Source organism: Archangium sp. (assembly GCF_045802675.1).
Taxonomy (GTDB): domain Bacteria; phylum Myxococcota; class Myxococcia; order Myxococcales; family Myxococcaceae; genus Archangium.
In genome coordinates this window covers 48,161-65,684 of record NZ_JBJMQO010000035.1, presented here as the reverse complement: position 1 = coordinate 65,684, position 17,524 = coordinate 48,161, and the positions used below count along the sequence as shown (strand labels likewise).

Below are 17,524 nucleotides of genomic sequence, written 5' to 3'. Positions count from 1 at the left end.
GACGCCGCGCGGCTCAGCTCTCGCCCGAGTTGAAGTGGCGGGTGATGCGCAGCAACACCGGCAGCGGGGTGAGGGGCGCGAACCAGGCACCGAGGCGATTCATCAGCCCGGGCACCACCACCGGCTTGCCCCGCCGCAAGGCCCGGTAGCCCTGCTCCGCCACCTGCCGCGCATCCCCCCGGCCCAGGGGCCCGCTGAAGAGGCGCGAGCGCTGGTGCTCCGAGGCGCGCGCGGCGAACTCCGTCTCGGTATAGCCCGGGCACAGCGCCGTCACCTTCACGCCCTGGCCCCGCAGCTCGTCGTACAGCGCGGCGGAGAAGGACAGCACGTACGCCTTGCTCGCGTAGTACACGGCCATGAGCGGGCCGGGCTGGAAGGCCGCCGACGACGCCACGTTGAGCACGTACCCGCGCCGCCGCGCCACCATCCCCGGCACCAGCTCGCGCGTGAGCACGGTGAGCGCCCGGACGTTGAGATCGATCATCCCCGCCTGCTGCTCGGCCGGCAGCTCCTCGAACTTCCCCGCCAGGCCAAAGCCGGCGTTGTTCACCAGCACCTCCACCTCCAGCCCGCGCTCCTTCACCTCGCGCACCACGGTGGCCACGCCCTCGGGCTTCCCGAGGTCCGCCCCCACCACCACGCACTGTGTCCCGTGGGCCTGCTTCAGCTGCTCCGCCAGCGCTTGCATGGGCTCGGTGCGCCGGGCCACCAACACCAGCGCGTACCCCTCGCGCGCGAGGATGGCCGCCAGCTCCCGGCCGATGCCACTGGAGGCTCCCGTCACCACCGCATACCTGCTCGCCTGCACGATGCTGTCCATGACGCCACGCTTCCAAGGGAGCGAGCCCGGCGTCAATGGCCTCGTGGATTCTCGTGGGTGTACCTTCGTGGGGGACACCCCATGAAACCCACTCCCATCGACTGGCGCGCGCGCCTGGAAGCGTGTGGATTCGAAGGGGCCGAGCTCGTGCCGCCCTCGTACGCGGCGCACGTGCTGCGGTCCTGGAGGGAGCACCTCGCGGCCGAAGCGGCCCTGCGCGAGCAGCTCGAGCAGCAGCCGGAGGACAAGGAGGCCCTCGAGACGCTCCTGTCCATCCTCCGGGAGACGGGGCGCGCCGACGAGGAGGCCGCGCTGCGCCGCCAGCTCCAGGAGCGGCGTTGCAAGGACCTCGGCGTCCCCGAGGCCCGCTGGGACGAGGTCATCGCCTACCTCGAGGCTGCGGAGACCGGGAGCCCGCCGCCGGAGCGCTCGGCGGACGCCTATGTCGCCGCGCTCTTCGATGTCTACGCCCCCAGCTTCGATGACAGCCTGCGCGGCTTCCTGGCCTACCGCGCGCCCGAGCGGCTCATGGACGTGGTGCGCACCGCGCTGGGGAACCGGCGGGAGCTCGATGTGCTCGACCTGGGGTGCGGGACCGGTCTGGCCGGTCCGCTGCTGCGGCCCTTCGCCCGCCGGCTGGAGGGCCTCGACCTGTCGACGGGCATGCTGGCCAAGGCACGCGAGCGAGGCGTGTATGACGCACTGCGTGCCGGGGAGATCACCGCGGAGCTGGGCGCCTCCACCGAGCGGTATGATCTCCTCGTCGCCGTGGACGTGCTCGTCTACTTCGGCGCGCTGGAGCTGCTCTTCGAGCGCGCGGCCCAACGACTCGCACCCGGAGGCCTGTTCGCCTTCACCGTGGAGAAGGGAACGCAACCGGGGTACCGGCTCCAGCCGAGTGCGCGCTATGCGCACCACCTCGAGTACCTGCGCGCCTGTGCCAGCGCCGCGGGCCTGCGCCCGGTGGTGGAGCGGGAGGACACACTCCGCAGACAGGCGGGACAGCCCGTCACCGGACATGTGGTGGTGCTGACCCACGAAGGTTGAAACACGCCCGGCCCCACGCGAGGTATTCTCCGCCCCACGTCACAACGGGGGCCGTGAGCATGACCGCGCAGGGAAAGACGACAGGCGTGAGGAGCCAGCAGGCCAGTCAGGACGACGCCTGGAAGGAGGAGCGCCAGCGGCTGCGCGCGCTCGAGGGGATGACGGATCCCTCCTCACTGCGGCGGCTCGACGCGCTGGGCCTGCGCGAGGGCTGGAGCTGCCTCGAGGTGGGCTGTGGGAGCGGCTCCATCGCCCGTTGGATGAGCCACCGGGTGGTGCCCGCCGGTGGCCGCGTGGTGGCCCTGGACGTGGACACCCGTTTCGCGGCCGACGCGGCCGGACCGGCCCTCGAGGTGCGCCAACAGGACGTCGCCACGGCGCCGCTGCCCCAGATGGTGTTCGATGTCGTGCACGTCCGGCGTGTGCTCCAGCCACGGCTCCAGCTGGAGCAGGTGATGGAGCGGCTGCTCTCCGCGCTCAAGCCCGGCGGCTGGCTGCTGCTGGAGGAGATGGAGACATTCTCGCTCGCGCAGAACGAGACCGGGCCCTTCCGCCAGATGGTGGAGGTGCTGCACACGCTCGAGCGCTCCGCCCGTGCGGCGAGCCCTCCGGTCCGGGCACTGCCGGGCACCCTTCAGCGGTTGGGACTCAAGAACGTGAGCGCCGAGGGAGAGCTGCTCGTCTTCTCCGGAGGCTCGCCCGCGGCCGAGTACCACCGGCACCTGGGCGCGCGGCTGTGGCGCGAGGGCGAGCACCTGCGGATGCTCACGCGCAAGCAGTACGAGCAGTGCCTGGAGAAGCTGAGCGAGCCGAGTACCTGGTTCTACGGGCCGACGCTCTTCAGCGTCTGCGGACAGCGCCCGTTCCGCTAGCCTCGCGCGCGCTCAGCGCCGCTTGCCGCGCATGATGACGGGCCCGGACACCTTCTTCCGGGGCAGCACCTTCTTCAAATCCCTCTGGATGTCCAGGTACTGGAAGTTGCCCGCGTCCTGCTTGAGCGCCTCGGCGATGAGCTTCAGCCCCTGCTCGGGCTTGGTCCGCGTCTGCGCGTACAGGTCGGCCAGCGCCACCTTCTCCTCCAGCGTGGCCTCGCCCACCCCCACCAGCCGCTCCAGCGTGTCCATCACCTGATCGCTCTCGCCGGCCTGCTGCTGCAGCCGCCACATGCGCGAGAGCGCCGGCGCGAACCGGGGGTTCTCGTTGAGCGCGAAGCCATAGTCCTCCTTCGCGCGCTTGTTGTCGCCCTGGGCCTCCTGCACGCGGCCCCGCACGAAGAAGGCCCGGACACACTCCGGCTGCACCTTCAGCGCCTGCTCCACCTTCGCCAGGGCCTCCGCCTTGTCGCCCTGCAACAGCTTCGTCTCGGCGAGCCGCGCGATGAGGTCCGCGTTCTGCGGATAGCGCGTCACCGCGTCCGCCAGCAGCGTCTCCGAGTCCTTGTAGCGCTCGAGCGTGTTGAGCACCCGCGCCCGGAGCGAGACGACCTCCGGCTTCGTGCCCTCCTCGCCCTGGATGATCGCCAGGTCCTGCTCGGCGTACTCCGCGTAGCCTTCCTTCAGGAAGTAGCGGGCGCGCAGCACCCGCGCCGCCGTCAGTCCCGGCTGCTCCTCCAGGAGCCGGTCCATCAGCCTCGCGGCGAGCACCTCCTCGCCCTTGGCCAGGAGGATTTCCGCCTCCACCACCTTGGCGTCCACGTCGTCGGGGCGCTCGCGCTGGATGCGCTCCAGCGTCTGGAAGGCGGCCTGATGCTGCCCCTCCAGCGTCTGCAGGTGCGCCAGCTTGAGGATGTCCAGGTCCCCGAGCTGATCCGCCTCGCGCAGCTCCAGCAGCACGCCGATGGACTGGCGCAGCAGCCCGTTCTGCTCGTAGCGCTCGGCCAGCTTGCGCTTGATGTCGGGGGCCTCGGCGGGGTTGAGGGCCATGGCCTGCTTCAGGGCCAGGATGGACGCGCCCGAGTTGCCCGCGCGCCGGTGGGCCTCGGCGAGCTGGAGCAGCGGCTCGGTGCTCTCGGGGTTGAGGCTGGCGGCCTCACCGAAGGCCCTCGCGGCGAGATCGGGCTGGCCGCCGGCCATGAGCTCCCGGCCCTCGTCCATTTTCGCCTGGAGCTTCTGCTCCCGGCTCTGGACGGAGACGGTCTCGGGGTCCTTGCAGGCAAGCGAGAGCAACAATGGCAGGGCCCAGAGCGGGCGCCGTTTGGATTTCAAATGCATCGCTGAGATGCAGGGTACCGGATGTTATCCTGCCGCGTCGATGGACCCATTCGTGAGGCGCCTCGTGGAGAGGCTCCATGACCCGGCGCGGCCCCTGTCGCGCAACCGGCACTTCCACACGTTCGACACCCCCGAGGGTCGGATGGCGCTGAAGGTGTACCGGCGGCTGAACAGCATCCACAAGGACATCCTCGCCTGCGTGAAGGAGGGCCGGCGGGCTCGCCTCTTCCGTCACGTCAACGAAGAGGGCGAGCACCGGATCGAGCTCCACTTCGAGCGGATCTCCGGCCGCCGTGTCTCCCACCTCAAGGCGGCCGAGCTGGAGTTGCTTGCCCAGCTACCGGGCGTGCGCGATGCGCTCGAGGGGGACCTCTGAGGGGGCCTAGACGGAGGCCGAGGCGGCTCGCGGCACCTTCGTCACACCGGGCAGCAGCGGCGCCGGGTTGAGCGCGAGGATGAGCAGGTTGCGCAGGCCCTCCTCGAGGCTCTCCCCCACGCTCGTCGAGCCCGCCGGAGCCCCCTGCAGCTCGGCCGGCACCGGGTGGCCAATCACCACCACCGGCATGCGGATGTCCCACGCCAGGAAGTGCGCCAGCTTCACCGCCGCTTCCGAGGTGTCGAAGAGCAGCGCGCCCAGGCCTCCCGAGCTGAACGGGCGCCACAGCGGCCGCGCCGCCTCCGCCGGGGGCAGCACGCAGAAGTCCAGGTGCAGCAGCTCGCTCAGGTCCATCCGGCCCAGCGTGCCGAAGCCGCTCTTCACCGCGGGGGGCTCGGCGGCCACGGCCTCGATGCCGGGCAACTGCGAGAGCAGCCGCCGCGCCACCGCCGGGCCACTGCCACACACGAAGAGCTTCGCGGTGGCCTCGCGCGAGGGACCGCGGCCCCGGAGGATGCGCCCGCGCAACGCGTGCAGCTCCGCGGGCCCCAGCAGCGGCCCCGAGCCCTCGTCGCGCTCCCCCTCGGACATGCGCGCCACGCCCTTCTGCAGCAGCGTGTGCAGCACGCCCACCACTTCCAGGTCCGTGGCCGGCGACAGGTCCAGCACCTCGCCGAGCGCTCGCGGCTGGCGCAGCAGTTCCACCACCTGCGCCGTCACCGGGTGCTGGTCCTTCGTCAGGTCCGCCTCGGGCGCGAGCACCAGCCGGGTGTTGCGCGGCGGCAGCCCCGGCAGCAGCCGGTTCAGCTCGTCCGCCTGGCGCATCGCCTCCAGCAGGGCGTCGTCCACGGCGCGCTGGATGCGCGGCTTGCCGCTGGTGTTGCCCGGGGAGAAGGTGAACGAGCCCTCGGCCCACGCCAGCAGCCGGAAGAGGGCCTTCTCGCCCTCGGCGCGCCCCACCTTGGCGTTCACCGGGCGGCCCTCGGCCACGACGATTTCTCCGCGCTCGCTGCCCCGCTCCAGCGTCAGCTTCCCGCTGCGCTTGTTCATCCCCAGGATCTGCATCAGGTCCGGGATGCCCAGCTGGCTGAGCGAGCCTTCGATTTCCTGCACCTCCGTCTTGAGATCCTTGGCGGCCTCGTTGCGGCGGAAGACGTGCTCGATGCGGGAGAGCACCTCGTCGATGTTGAAGGGCTTGCGCAGGAAGCCATCGCGCAGGCCGCGCAGCCGGTCCGCCTCGAACTGGCCGGTGGAGACCACCACGGGGATGTCGTCCGTGCGCGGGTTGGTGCGCAGGATGTTGATGAAGGTGCGCGCGTCCAGCATCCGGCACGCCTCATCGAAGAGGATGAGGTCCGGATGGCGCAGCACGGCCACCTCGAGCGCGCGCGAGCCATCCGGCGCGTAATGCACCTGGTAGCCCTTGGTGCGCAGTGCACGCGAGAGCGGCCGGACCGACTCGAGGTCGGGATCGGCGATGAGGATCTTTCGAACCAGAGCCACGGTCGCTCCCTACCTGTTCAGTACGGCTGCAGATCGTATTCGGCCTGCAGGCGGGTGATGAGCCCATCCACCACGGCGGTGTCCGACGAGTGGAATCCCCACGTCGCCCCGAGGCCCCGGCGCTGGATGAGCGCGTACGAGGCGTTCTCCGACATCCAGAGGATGAACTCGTGCCGGTTCATGCGCTCGTCGCCCTCGAGGAAGACGGGCGTGACGGCCGGGTGCGACTCCATGTCCGAGCGCCGCCCCAGCATGTAGATGCGCGAGGCCATGTCGGGCGGAGCCGACTCCAGTCCCAGCGCGATGGGGAGATCCGAGCGGATTTCCGGGCCGCCCACGTACAGCAGCCCGCGCGAGCCCGGGTCGCGCATCAGCTCGCGGGCAATCTCCGTCTGCAGCTCGTCGAAGAGGACGTCGGACACCTTGCCGCGGCGAGAGGGCTCGGCGTTCTCCTCCACCGGCAGCTTGGGACTGGACGCATTGCCGAGCAGCAGGTCCACCTCGTCCCAGAAGGGCAGCGTGTCCAGCATCAGCTTGCGCTGCAGGGACGCGCGCCGCTCGTCCATGCGCTGGCGGCAGCGGTGCACCAGCTCGTCGAAGTCCTCGCCGTCCTTGGGGAAGGCGCTCGCCCCGCCGACGAGCGCCAGCGGCAGACGCGACTCCACCTCCTGCGCCTCGGGCTCCGCGCGCACCGCGTCCAGCGCGCGGCGCACGAACATCATCGCGCCGAAGAAGTCCGTCTCCGGCAGCAGCACGAAGAACTCCTGGTCGCTCGCCTTGGCGATGACGTCCGAGTCCCGGACGATTCTGCCGAGCGCCTTGATGATGCCGCGCACCGCGAGCTTCGCGTCCGCCATGCCCAGGCGCGTGCGCACCATGGGCAGGTTGTCCACGCTGAACGTCAGCAGCGAGAACGTCCGCCCGTAGCGCCGCGCCTTGTAGATTTCCTTGGAGGCGTAGTCGGTGAAGTAGCTGAGGTTGTAGGCGGCGGTGTCCCTGTCCCGCAGGCCCAAGCGCTGCAGCGCCTGCACCCGGCGGCCGTTCTTCACCCCCACCGCGGCCGAGTCACCCAGAATCTTCGCGTAGCGCACGTGCTCGGTGCGGAAGTCCCCGGCGAGCGGATCCGAGAGCTGCGCCATGCCCATGATGTCCCCGCTGACGACGAAGGGGACGTAGAGCACGGGCGAGCGCTCGTCGCGGGCAATCCAGGGCATGGCCTCGCGCAGACGGTTGCCGAGCGGCCCCTCGGGGCTCATGCGCTCGGCGAGGAACTGCTTGTCGAGCAGGCCCCGGTAGGCGCGCAGCACGAGGTGCCCGCGGTCATCCGTCACCCACAGGGCGGCGCTCTGGGCATCGCAGACGGAGGCGAGCTCGGCGGCCACACGCTCCTGAAGCCACTCGAGGTCCGGCTGCGAGAGGAACTCCAGGCAGCGCTGGTGGAGGTTCTGGTAGCGGGCGAACTCGAAGTTCTCCGTCTGGAGCTGGGTGCGCTCGCGGCGCAGCTGGGCACGCTCCATGGCGCGCTCCACGGCGAGCCGCAGGTCTGCCTCCTCCACGGGCTTGGTGAGGCAGTCGGCCACGCCCACGCTCAGGGCCATGGACGAGCCCTTCACGTCCGTGCGCTGGCTGACGAGGATGACCTCCTGGTCGGGGTCGCGCTCGCGCAGCTTCGCGGTGAGGGAGAAACCATCCACCTCGGGCATCACCACGTCGGTGATGATCAGGTCGAAGGACTCGCGCCCCACCTGCACGAGGGCCTGGGCGGCGCTCTCCGCCGTGACGACGCGGTAACCCCTCCGGGTGAGCATGTCGGAGGCGAGCTGCCGGAAGAAGTTGTCGTCGTCGACGACGAGGATGGGACCAGCCACGGCGGGGGACTCGGCGGGGGGGAGGTGGAGCCCCCGAGGTTACCGGCCCGGGAGATCCGGAACAACGCCCGTGAAGACGAAGGACACGGGACCCCGGAGACGTACATCCGACAGGTCGGAGGGCACCCGGATGCGCAGGTCCCCGCCCGGCAGGGTGACACGCAGCCAGGCATCCGCCGGGAGCCTCTTGGCGAGCACCGCCGCGACGGCCGCCGCGCAGGCGCCCGTGCCACAGGCCTGGGTGAGGCCACAGCCCCGCTCCCACACCACGACCGTCAGCCCGTCCTTGTCCACCCGGACGAACTCCACGTTGGTGCGGTCCGGAAAGCCGGGGTGGCGCTCGAGCTCGGGGCCCAAACGACCGGCGTCCTCCAGGGGCTGGTCAAGCAGGACGAGGTGTGGGTTGCCCATGTTGACGGCGTAGCCGCGCAGGCCGGAGTGGCCGGGCACGGGCGCGCCGACGAAGGGCTGGCCGCTGGCGCCCGAGGGCAGGTTGGAGGCGACGAGCCGCGCCGGACCCATGGAGACCTCCACCTCGGCGACGCCGTCCTGGCCATAGCCGGGAGCGCACGAGAGGAGGCCGGCGCCCGTCTCCACATCGATGTGCTCGGGCTTCTCACCGGAGTGGTCCACCAGGTACTTCACCGCGCAGCGCAGGCCGTTGCCGCACATCTCCGCGACGCTGCCATCGGCGTTGTGCACCACCATGCGCGCCATGCCGCTCTCCGAGGGCAGCAGACTGAGGACGCCATCCGCGCCAACGCCCCGGCGCCGGTCGCACAGCCAGCGCGAGTACTCCGCGTCGATGTCCCCGCCGGATTGGCGGCAGTCCAGCACGATGAAGTCATTGCCGAGGCCGTGGTACTTGAAGAAGAACTCCGTCGTGCTCATGCGGACCGCCTCACTTCAGCCCTGCTCGTCGGGTTTCGGGTTACTGGACGCGGGCGTTGTAGGGGGTGTGCCCCCCTTCGGCCGGCGAAGCAACTCATTCTTCACGGCGTTGAGCTCCGCGTTGGCACGAGTGTAGATGTCCTGGACGGTGTCCGCCCCCTTCCGGGCGGACAGCCTCTTGAGGGCGGCCAGCTCGGACTCCTGACCTTCCAGGCGGCTTTTCTGCTCCGCCAGGGCCGCGTCGCGCTCGGCCAGGGTGGCCTGGAGGGTGTCCAGCGTGCCCTGCATCTGCTCCAGCTCCTCGGAGAGCTCCAGGATGGCCTCGGAGTCCGTGCGCTTCTCGAGCTGCCTGATCTTCTCCCGCAGCCCGGCCCGCTCCGTCTCGAGCGCCTGGATGCGGGCGGTCAGCACCTCGGCGGCCTGCGCCTGCTTCGCCTTCTCGGCGCGCTCGGCCTCGAGGAACTTCACCGCCTCGGCCGAGGCCGCCTCCAGCGCCGTCACCCGGCCCTCCAGCCGGATGCGGGCCGCGCGGGCCACCGTGAGGTCCGAATTGAGCCGCTCGCGCTCGGAGGCCAGCGAGCCCTTCTCCGCCTCGAGCCTGGCGAACTGCTCCTGCACCGCTTGCGTGGCCAGCTCGCGCGCCCGGGCCTTCTGCTCCGCCTCCGCCGCCTGGGCCTCCAGCCCGGCCAGCTTCGCCTGGAGGGCCGCCTCGCGCTCGCGGGCTTGAGTCCCGGCCTCGCCGGCCTGGGCCTCCAGCTCCGTCTGACGTGCCTTCGCGGCCTCCAGCTCGGCCCGGGCTTCCGAGAGCCGGGACTCCAGCTCGTCCGCGGAACGCCGCGCCTCCGAGACACGCTCGCGCTCGGACTGGCCCGCCTCGCGCGCCTTCTCCAGCTCGGTGCCGAGCGTCTCCAGCTCGCCCCGGGCCGTCTCCAGCTCGGCGCGCGCCTTCTCCAGCCCGTCCCGCGCGGACCCGAGCGCCTCGCGCTCCTCCTGCAGGGCCGACTCGAGCGTGGACACCTTGCCCGCGATGCGCCGCGCCGATTCCAACTGCAGGGTGAGCAGCTCCATCTGCTCGTGCTCCGAGGCGAGCCGGGTGCGGACCTCGGTCAGCTCGTTCTGGAGGTTGCCGATGTGCGCGTCCCGGTCCCGCAGGCCCTGGTGCGCCTGGAAGCGGGCCACGTCCAACTGCGCCACCTGGGCCCGCAGCGCCGCCAGCTCCGCGTCCCTCTTCGCGACGTCGTCCCGGAGGCCCTCCAGCTCCATCCGGACCTCCACCGCGTCGCGCTTGCGGGCATCGCGCTCGGTGGTGATGGCCTCCTCGCGCGCCCGGGCCTCGGCGAGCCGCGCCTCGGCCCCGGCCAGCTTCTCCGCCAGGTCCTTCTCGCGGGCCTGGGCGTTGGCCGTCACCTCGGACGAGGTGCCGCGCTCCCATTCCAGGCTCGCCCGGAGCTCCTCGACGAGCCGCTTCTGCTCCGCCAGGGACGCGCCCAGCTCCGTCCCCTCGCGCCGGGCCGTCTCCAGCTCCGCGCGCAGGGCCGCCGACTCCTGCCGGGCCGTCTCCAGCGCCTCGAGCCGCGCCCGCTCGCGCTCGTCCGCGCCCGACCGGGCCGACTCCAGATCCGCGCGCACCTCGGCCAGCGACTGCTCCAGGGCCTCGCGTCCACCGCGCTCGGACTCCAGCTCCCGCCGCGTCTCCGCGAGCGTGGCCTCCGCCTCCTCGCGGCCGCGCTTCCAGGACTCCGCCTCGGCACGGACCTCGGCCAGCGAGTCCTCCGTCGCCGTGCGCTCCCGCCGCGTCTCCTCCAGCGCCGTGCGCAGCTCCGCGAGCGAGGCTTCCGCCCCGGCACGAGCCCGCTGCTCCGCTTCGAGCCCCGCACGCACCTGGGACAGCAGCGCGCCGGCCTCCTCGCGCTCCGCCGCGAACAACTCCTCGGTCTCGGTGCGCTGGCGCCGCTCGGTCTCCAACTCCGTCCGCGTCAGCTCCAGCGACTCCGCGGCCTTCGTCCGGCCCTCGCGCTCGGCCTCCAGCTCCGTCCGCGTCAGCTCCAGCGACTCCGCGGCCTTCGTCCGGCCCTCGCGCTCGGCCTCCAGCTCGGCACGGACGGCCGCGAGCGACGCCTCGGCCCCGGTGCGCTGGCGCCGCTCGGCATCGAGCTCGGTGCGCACCTGCACGAAGGACTCCTCCGAGGCCCCATGCGCCTGCCGCGCGGACTCCAGCGCGGACTCCAGCCCGGCCTTGTGCTGCCGCTCGGTCTCGAGCGCCGCCCGGGCCCGCGACAGCAGGTCCTCCGCGCGCGTCCGCTGCTGGCGCTCCTCCTCGAGCTCGGCGCGAGTGCGTGCCCCGTCCTCGTTCGCCTCGATGCGCCCCTGCCGCTCGGTCTCGAGCGCGGCGCGGGTGCGCGAGAGCGCCTCCCGGGCCTCCTCCAGCCGCTGGTGCTCCGCCGCGAGCCCGGCCTCGGCGCGCGCCATGGCCTCCTCCAGCCGCACCCGCCCCTGCTGCTCGAGCGCCAGCTCGGCAACGGCCTGCTCGCGTTCCTCGTCGGCCTTCACCCGCGCCTGCTGCTCCGCCGCGATGGAGCCCTGCGTCGCCTTCAGCGCCGCGTCGAGCCGGGAGATGGACTCCACGTCCGAGGTCCGCACGCGCTCCAGCTCCGCGAGCGTCGCCTCGACCTCCACCACGCGCCGGCGCAGGGCCCCGCGCTCATCGGCCCACTGCTGTTGCTTCGCCTCCAGTTCGGCGAGCGCCCCCGCGGCCTCCTCGCGCGCGGCGGCCTCCACCGCCACCTGCTGCTCGAGCCCCTCGGCACGGAGCTCCTGGGCCTCGCGCGCGGCGGCCTCCCGGGTGGCCTCGGCCTCGGCCTTCTCCGCCCGCGCCCGCTCCACCGCGACGGCCTTCGCCAGCCGCTCCTCGGCGTGCCGGCGCTCCTCGTCGATGGACTCCTCCAGCTCCACCGCGGCGCGGACGCGCTCCTCCTCCAGCGACGCCAGGCGCCCCTGGAGCTCGTGTACGGACTGCTCGAGCTGGGCCGCCGACGAGCGGGCATTCGCCTCGGCGCGCGAGCGGGCCTCCACCTCGGCCGTGAGCTGCTCCACGGTGGCGCGAGCCGCCGTGAGCTCCGTCTCCAGCCCGCGCCATTCGGCCTCGCGCGCGGTGAGCCGCAGCTCCGCGTCCCGCCGGCCCGCCTCGGCGGCCGACACGCGCCGGGTACTGTCCTCCACCTCGCGAGACACCCGCGCCACGTCCGCGTCCCGCAGGCGCAGCGAGTCCTCCGCCGCCTTGCGCCCCTCCTCGGCCCGGGCCACGTCCGACTTGAGCAGCTCCACCGCGGCGAGCGCCGTCGAATACTGCTCGGCGATCTTCAGCTCGCGCTCGCGGGCCGCGTCCACCTGGCGCCGCAGGTCCTCGGACTGCTCGCGGGCGCGCTCCGCCGAGAGCCGGTCCTTCTCGCGCTCGACACGCAGGCCCGCCAGCTCGTCGCGCAGCTCGCGCAGCTGGTTGTATGCCTGGGTGAGGCGCTCGCGCGACTCCTCCAGCGAGGTGTTCAGCTCCTCGCGGCGGGCGCGCTCCAACCGCACCGCCTCCTGGGTGCCCAGGGCCTGGACCTCGGCCTCCTTGCGCGAGCGCTCCGCGGCCTCCAGCTCCAGCCGCTGCTGGGTGAGGCGCCGGTCCGCGTCCGCCACGCGCTCCAGGGCCACCTGCAACTCCAGCTCGGTGCGGCGCAGGCGCGAGGACAGCTCATCGCGCTCGCGGGCGGACTCGGGGGTGCCGCGCGCCTGCTCCAGCTGCGCGGTGAGCCGGGCCACGTCGTCGCGGGCAATCTCCAGCGAGGGCTTGAGCTGGGTAACCTCGTTCTCCCGGTCGGTCAGCTCCGCGCGCAGCCGGGTGAGGGACTCCTTGAGGCGCCCGGTGCGCTCCTCCCAGCCCTTGGCGCGCTGGGCCACCTCGTCGAGCTTGCCGCGGGTGAAGGCGAGCGGCTCGGGAGGCAGCTGCACCCAGGTGGGGTCCACAACCCGGGCGGGCTCCTGGCCGGCCACCACCACGAAGTAGGCCGCCTCGCCGCCGTGGATGAGGGTGCCGTCCACCTGGAGGCCGTCGCCCTTCTCGAAGGCGAGCTGGTAGCCCAGCACGGGGGACTGGGTGGCCACCTCCACCTGGGGGAAGTGCGGCGAGAGCGCGTCGAGCAGCTGCCCGTAGGTGGGCGGCACGCCCTCCTCCACGTCCATGAGCTGCCAGAGCGCGAGGCCCGCCGTGTTGCGCAGGCCGCCGATGAGGTAGCCCTGACGGCTCACCAGCCGCGCCAGCTCGGCGAGGAGCGTGGGGGCGCGCACGTAGGGGGCGAGGTCCGCCACGAGCACCAGGTCGAAGCTGCCGGGCTCGAGGTCGTCGTAGACGTTGGCGCGGTAGCGCAGCGAGGGGCCGCCGTGGGCCTTCTGGGCCGCCTGCACCGCCGCGAGGTCCGCGTCGCAGGCCACGACGGTACGGGCGCCGCGCTCCAGGAGGAAGCGCGCGCTCTCGCCGCCGGTGGTGGCGACCGCGTCCACCTCCAGCACGCGCCGGCGTGCGAAGAGGCTCTCCGCGAAGATGTACCGGGGCAACAGCTCGCTGGTCCCCAGGCGGCGGAATGTGGGATGCATGAGTTCGGACGGCCGAGTATAGCCCTGGAGACGGTTGTCCCAAGGAAAGCACCGGGGGCGGGAAATCGCCTCCCCGCCCGGACGTCTGGGGAGCAAGCGAGATGAATCCCATGATGAACCCGCAGCAGAACCGTCAGAGCTTCGGCCGCCGGGCCACGAGCGCCTTCACCCGGCTCTTCGTCACCCTCCTCATCCTCGGGCTGGGCGGGACGGTGGTCTTCCTCCTCTCGCAGCTCAACGCCCGGACGTTCACCCTGGCCCAGGAGAACGGGCAGCTGGTGGTGATGAAGGGGCGGATGCTGCCCACGGGGGCGGTGCCCTACCGGCCCGGGGACGCGCGCCTGGCGGACGCCTACGCCCCCCTCGCCTTCGAGGGCCGCGACGTCTCGGGCCTGGTGGAGCAGAAGTTCACCGAGCGCGACGAGCTGGACCGGGCCCTCTTCCCGGTGCTCGAGGGGCTTGCCCGGCCGAAGGTGCAGTCGGACGACCCCGAGCTGCTGGAGAAGGGCCTCTACTACCTGCGGCGCGCGGAGTTGCTCTCGGGGCTGTCGGAGGAGCAGCGCCGCACGCTGGAGACGATGAAGGCGGACGTGGCCTTCTACCTGGCGAGGCAGAAGCTGGAGGCGGCGCGGCGGGGGGTGACGGAGGCGCTGGCGCAGCTGAAGCTGGCGGCGGAGAGCCGCAACCGGAACACGTGGAAGGCCAACCAGATGCTCGGCACGGTGGGCCCGGCGGCGCGGGAGTTGGAGAAGGCACTGCGGGCCGTGGAGGTGAACCTGGACGAGCGCAGCCCCGGCTCGACGCCGTCCGACACGCCCGTTCCCGCGCCGGCCACGGAGCAGAATCCAGCGGCGCAGCAGCCGGCGCCCGGGAGCACGGCGCCCGGGAGCACGGCGACGCCTCCGGGGCCGCAGCAGAAGCCGGGCGTGAGGACCACCGACACCGAGACGCAGCAGCGCCCCGCCGGGACGGAGCAGCCCGGGACGGGCCCGGCGCGCTGACTCGGCGCCGTCCTGGGGTATACGTGGGGGCCCCACGAGGAGACCCCCCGATGACGACGCTCCCAGTTCCCCCCGAGATGAAGAGACTCGTTCCGTTCGAGATGGCCCTGCGCGAAGTCGGCATGGGCTACCCCGAAGTGACCGAGGACTTCCCGTGGGGGCACCGGACGCTGAAGGTGAAGGGCAAGGCCTTCATCTTCATGGCGCTCAGCGCGGAGGGCTTGTCGCTGTCCATGAAGCTGCCGCAGTCCAACGGCGCGGCGCTGATGCTGCCCTTCGCGCAGCCGACCGGGTATGGCATGGGCAAGAGCGGCTGGGTCACCGCCCTCTTCGGAGCGAAGGACACGCCCCCGATGGACATGCTGCGCATGTGGCTCGCCGAGAGCTACCGCGCGGTGGCCCCCAAGAAGCTCGCGGCGCTGCTGGACGGCGGGGCAGCGGCACCGAAGGCGGAGAAGGCCGAGGCCGCGCCCGCGAAGGCTCGCAGCGCCCCCGTCCGGAAGTCCGCACCGGCCGCCGCCAAGAAGGCTCCGGCGAAGAAGGCCGCCGCAAAGAAGGCTCCCGCGAAGACGGCGGCGAAGAAGACCGCGGCCAGCGCACGCTCCCGGCGCGCCTGAGGCTCGAAGCCGACTTCACTGGTAGACGTCTACCAGTGAAGTGGCATGAGGTACGACATCGCTTGTAGACGCCTACAAGCGACGCGGACCGTGCCGGGCTAGATGATGTTCACGCCCGACGTCGGCACGAACATGAAGCAGTAGAAGGCGTAGTCGACGACCTGATCATCCCCCGCGTCCGGCGAGCCAGACGCGATGGGCCCCTGGTTGACGGTCCAGTTCGCGGTGGCCGGGTTGGTGATGACGTTGCCGGCGAAGTCGAAGTTGGTCACCTGATCGGGCCCGTCCTTCTGCGACCACGAGTCGCAGCCGCCGGACGAGTTGTCGCAGCGCGCCCAGTGATAGTCGCCCGGCCAGTTCGCGTCGCCCGCGGGGGAGATCATCAAGGCGACGAAGTGGCCATTCAGGGCTCCGGCCTTCAGGCCCCCGCCGGGGTTCGTGCCCTGCTTGCTGGACTTGAACTTCATCAGCTCGTCCATCGACTTGCCGGCGAACACGAGCCCGTCCTTCTCGGCGTACGAGGCGACCAACGCGCCGAGCGTGTCGAAGGGCTGGGCGAACTCGGAGGCCGTCAGCAGGTAGCCGCTCTGACGCCCGGGCTGAGGGAAGGTGTTCGGGGTGATGTTGCAGCCGTAGGCGTAGCAGTTGTTGTTCGCCTGGAACTTGTAGGACATGAAATTGCCCTGGCAGTCCCCGGCGGGATTGAAGCCAGACGGATTCCCGCCGTTCACCGTGGGGCCGTACTGAGGAACCCCGATCGTGCGCGGCTCGGGGGAGACGATGTTCACGTTGACGGTCGTCGGCGCGATGTAATGCTCATCCGGCGCGGCATCGAGCGTCTTGGCCAGCGTGAACTGGTGGAGCGGATCCTGCGGGGCGATCCGTCCGCTGAACTTGAACTGCTTGCGCGGCGTGGACATGGAAGTCTCCTTCGGTTGGGGTTGGCCGTGGACGGCTGTTGACGAGGGGTAGAGCGTCTGGGTCGTCTTGCCGTGGGAATAGTCGTACACCGTGAGAGTCAGGGTTCCGTCGCTGGCGGAGCCGCCGAGGATGAGCATCGAGGAGGCGCCACTGGACACGCCGGTGTTGGTGGCCCACAGCGCCACGTTCTCCCGGTTGTAGAAGACGAGGTTGCCGTCGTTCTGCATGATGAGGCGCCCCGGCAGCTGGGCGGCGGGGCTGGAGAGGGCAGTCCAGAGGACGCTGCCGTCGCTCTTCGTCAGAACCGGCCCGGCGACCGGGTCGTTGGTCAAGGTCGCGCTGCCATCGAGCGCGGTGAGGGTCTGCCCCGTCAGCAGGGTCGGATGGGTGCGGCTGTCGAGCCTGCTCACGCTCATCATTTCGCCCAGCAGGTCGAGCTGGAACAGGCGTTTCACGTCGGACAGGCCCCAGTCGTTGCCGGAGTAGCCGGCGCTGGACAGGAGGACCATGAGCTTGGCCAGCGCGGCCATCGGCGTCATGTCGGCGGGGTTCAGGGCGCCCACCGCGGGCAGCCACGCGCCCGCGGCGTAGGCGTTGTCGTTGACCACGCCCTGGAGCACCTGGGTGCAGTCCACGATCACGACATCGGAGGCGTTCGCCTTCTGGAGCGCCTGATAGATGGAGCCCTGCGGCGGGTTGTCCGGGTTTCCCGACGGGAAGTTGCCTTCGCCGTATGACTCGAGGACAAGACCCTTGATGCCCTGTCCCACACAGGCGGTAATCAGTGACGCGATGAGCCCGGAAGGAGTGCTGCCGGTCGAGTACCACGCGGGAAAGGCATTGAACTGCATCACCGGGAAGCTGTTGATGTTCTGGGTGACGTAGTTGAGCTGCGCGATCGCCTGGCCCAGAACGGTGGGGTTATCGAGGCTGACGTTGTTGCTGACGGGAGGCGGGAGCATCTCCTCGGGGTTCAACTGGAACGCGATACCGTACTGCCCGAGCGCGGGGTAGTTGGGAGACGAGAACGCGTTGAACTCGCTGGCGTTGGTCTTCACGCACCGGTTGGCGCGGAACAACTGACTATCAAAGTAGATACAGACTTCCGGAACGCCGCTCTGCGCGGCCGCGATGGCGCCGCAGAAGTTCTGGAAGGCGTCCGTGTTGTACCGGAGGGAGCACGCCCCCTTCGTGTCCTGGTAGAACATGGGCACCTGCGAGCCCGTGATGATGACCGGCTTGCTCAGGACAGCGGTGGGGATTCCCTGGCTGGAGAACGAGGAGAGCAGGAACGGAAGGGCGGTCCCCGTGAAGTCCATGCTGTCCGTGCCGTGCAGCACCACCCAGCCGTCGCACTCGGCGTAGTGATTGAGAATGTAACCGGCGATCAAGCACCAGTCCGTGGGCTGCAGATTGGTGCTGTCCAGCGTTCCGGACGTCGACTCCGGGAACGTGAGATCCGTTACGTAGTTGAGCTGCACGCCCGGGTATTGCTGCTGGATGATCGGGTTGAGATTCTGCTGGCAGGCCTGCGCGAATTGCGATGCCGACATCGGCGCCAACGGATCTCCGACGCAGCTGATGGTTCCACCCGTGTTGATGACGTTGACTTTCACGTCCCTCTCTCTTTCCTGG

12 protein-coding genes are annotated in these 17,524 nt (G+C 71.0%); 5 read left to right on the top strand and 7 right to left on the bottom strand.

Features of this window, described 5'->3' with window-relative positions:
* Positions 1-13: 13 nt before the first annotated feature.
* Positions 14-820: an SDR family NAD(P)-dependent oxidoreductase gene (locus ACJ8AN_RS10365; RefSeq protein ID WP_407755123.1), complete on the bottom strand. Its 807-nt coding sequence runs from the start codon at positions 818-820 to the stop codon at positions 14-16.
* An 81-nt stretch (positions 821-901) separates the two neighbouring features.
* Here ACJ8AN_RS10365 and ACJ8AN_RS10360 point away from each other — a divergent pair, with 81 nt between their 5' ends.
* Together ACJ8AN_RS10360 and ACJ8AN_RS10355 are read left to right on the top strand one after the other, a co-directional pair.
* Positions 902-1,867 carry a class I SAM-dependent DNA methyltransferase gene (locus tag ACJ8AN_RS10360; protein WP_407755122.1) on the top strand — a complete coding sequence of 322 codons (966 nt, stop codon included), beginning with the start codon at positions 902-904 and terminating at the stop codon, positions 1,865-1,867.
* Positions 1,868-1,926: 59 nt separating this feature from the next.
* Positions 1,927-2,739 (top strand): class I SAM-dependent methyltransferase, encoded by an 813-nt coding sequence (locus ACJ8AN_RS10355; RefSeq protein WP_407755121.1) that lies wholly within the window; start codon positions 1,927-1,929, stop codon positions 2,737-2,739.
* A 12-nt stretch (positions 2,740-2,751) separates the two neighbouring features.
* Here ACJ8AN_RS10355 and ACJ8AN_RS10350 read toward each other — a convergent pair whose 3' ends face one another.
* Positions 2,752-4,035, bottom strand: coding sequence for a tetratricopeptide repeat protein (locus ACJ8AN_RS10350; protein ID WP_407755120.1), 1,284 nt, complete (start codon positions 4,033-4,035; stop codon positions 2,752-2,754).
* Positions 4,036-4,117: 82 nt separating this feature from the next.
* Here ACJ8AN_RS10350 and ACJ8AN_RS10345 point away from each other — a divergent pair, with 82 nt between their 5' ends.
* Positions 4,118-4,453 (top strand): hypothetical protein, encoded by a 336-nt coding sequence (locus ACJ8AN_RS10345; RefSeq protein WP_407755119.1) that lies wholly within the window; start codon positions 4,118-4,120, stop codon positions 4,451-4,453.
* 6 nt (positions 4,454-4,459) lie between these two features.
* On the opposite strand, the gene ACJ8AN_RS10340 is transcribed toward ACJ8AN_RS10345, so the two are convergent.
* The 4 genes from ACJ8AN_RS10340 to ACJ8AN_RS10325 are packed head-to-tail and all read right to left on the bottom strand — an operon-like array spanning position 4,460 to position 13,350.
* A complete protein-coding gene (locus ACJ8AN_RS10340; protein WP_407755118.1) occupies positions 4,460-5,956 on the bottom strand; it encodes a DUF4388 domain-containing protein in 1,497 nt (498 codons plus the stop codon).
* Between the two features lie 17 nt (positions 5,957-5,973).
* Positions 5,974-7,824: a response regulator gene (locus ACJ8AN_RS10335; protein ID WP_407755117.1), complete on the bottom strand. Its 1,851-nt coding sequence runs from the start codon at positions 7,822-7,824 to the stop codon at positions 5,974-5,976.
* 39 nt (positions 7,825-7,863) lie between these two features.
* Entirely contained in the window at positions 7,864-8,715 is an 852-nt protein-coding gene (gene dapF, locus ACJ8AN_RS10330; RefSeq protein ID WP_407755116.1) for a diaminopimelate epimerase, read from the bottom strand.
* Positions 8,716-8,730: 15 nt separating this feature from the next.
* On the bottom strand, positions 8,731-13,350 hold the full coding sequence (locus ACJ8AN_RS10325) for a hypothetical protein (protein WP_407755115.1): 4,620 nt from the start codon (positions 13,348-13,350) through the stop codon (positions 8,731-8,733).
* 101 nt (positions 13,351-13,451) lie between these two features.
* Between ACJ8AN_RS10325 and ACJ8AN_RS10320 the strand changes: the two genes are divergently transcribed.
* On the top strand, positions 13,452-14,351 hold the full coding sequence (locus tag ACJ8AN_RS10320; RefSeq protein WP_407755114.1) for an IF-2 protein: 900 nt from the start codon (positions 13,452-13,454) through the stop codon (positions 14,349-14,351).
* A 50-nt stretch (positions 14,352-14,401) separates the two neighbouring features.
* Positions 14,402-14,968 (top strand): MmcQ/YjbR family DNA-binding protein, encoded by a 567-nt coding sequence (locus tag ACJ8AN_RS10315; protein ID WP_407755113.1) that lies wholly within the window; start codon positions 14,402-14,404, stop codon positions 14,966-14,968.
* A 98-nt stretch (positions 14,969-15,066) separates the two neighbouring features.
* Here ACJ8AN_RS10315 and ACJ8AN_RS10310 read toward each other — a convergent pair whose 3' ends face one another.
* A complete protein-coding gene (locus tag ACJ8AN_RS10310) occupies positions 15,067-17,505 on the bottom strand; it encodes an asparaginase domain-containing protein (RefSeq protein ID WP_407755112.1) in 2,439 nt (812 codons plus the stop codon).
* Positions 17,506-17,524: the final 19 nt, after the last annotated feature.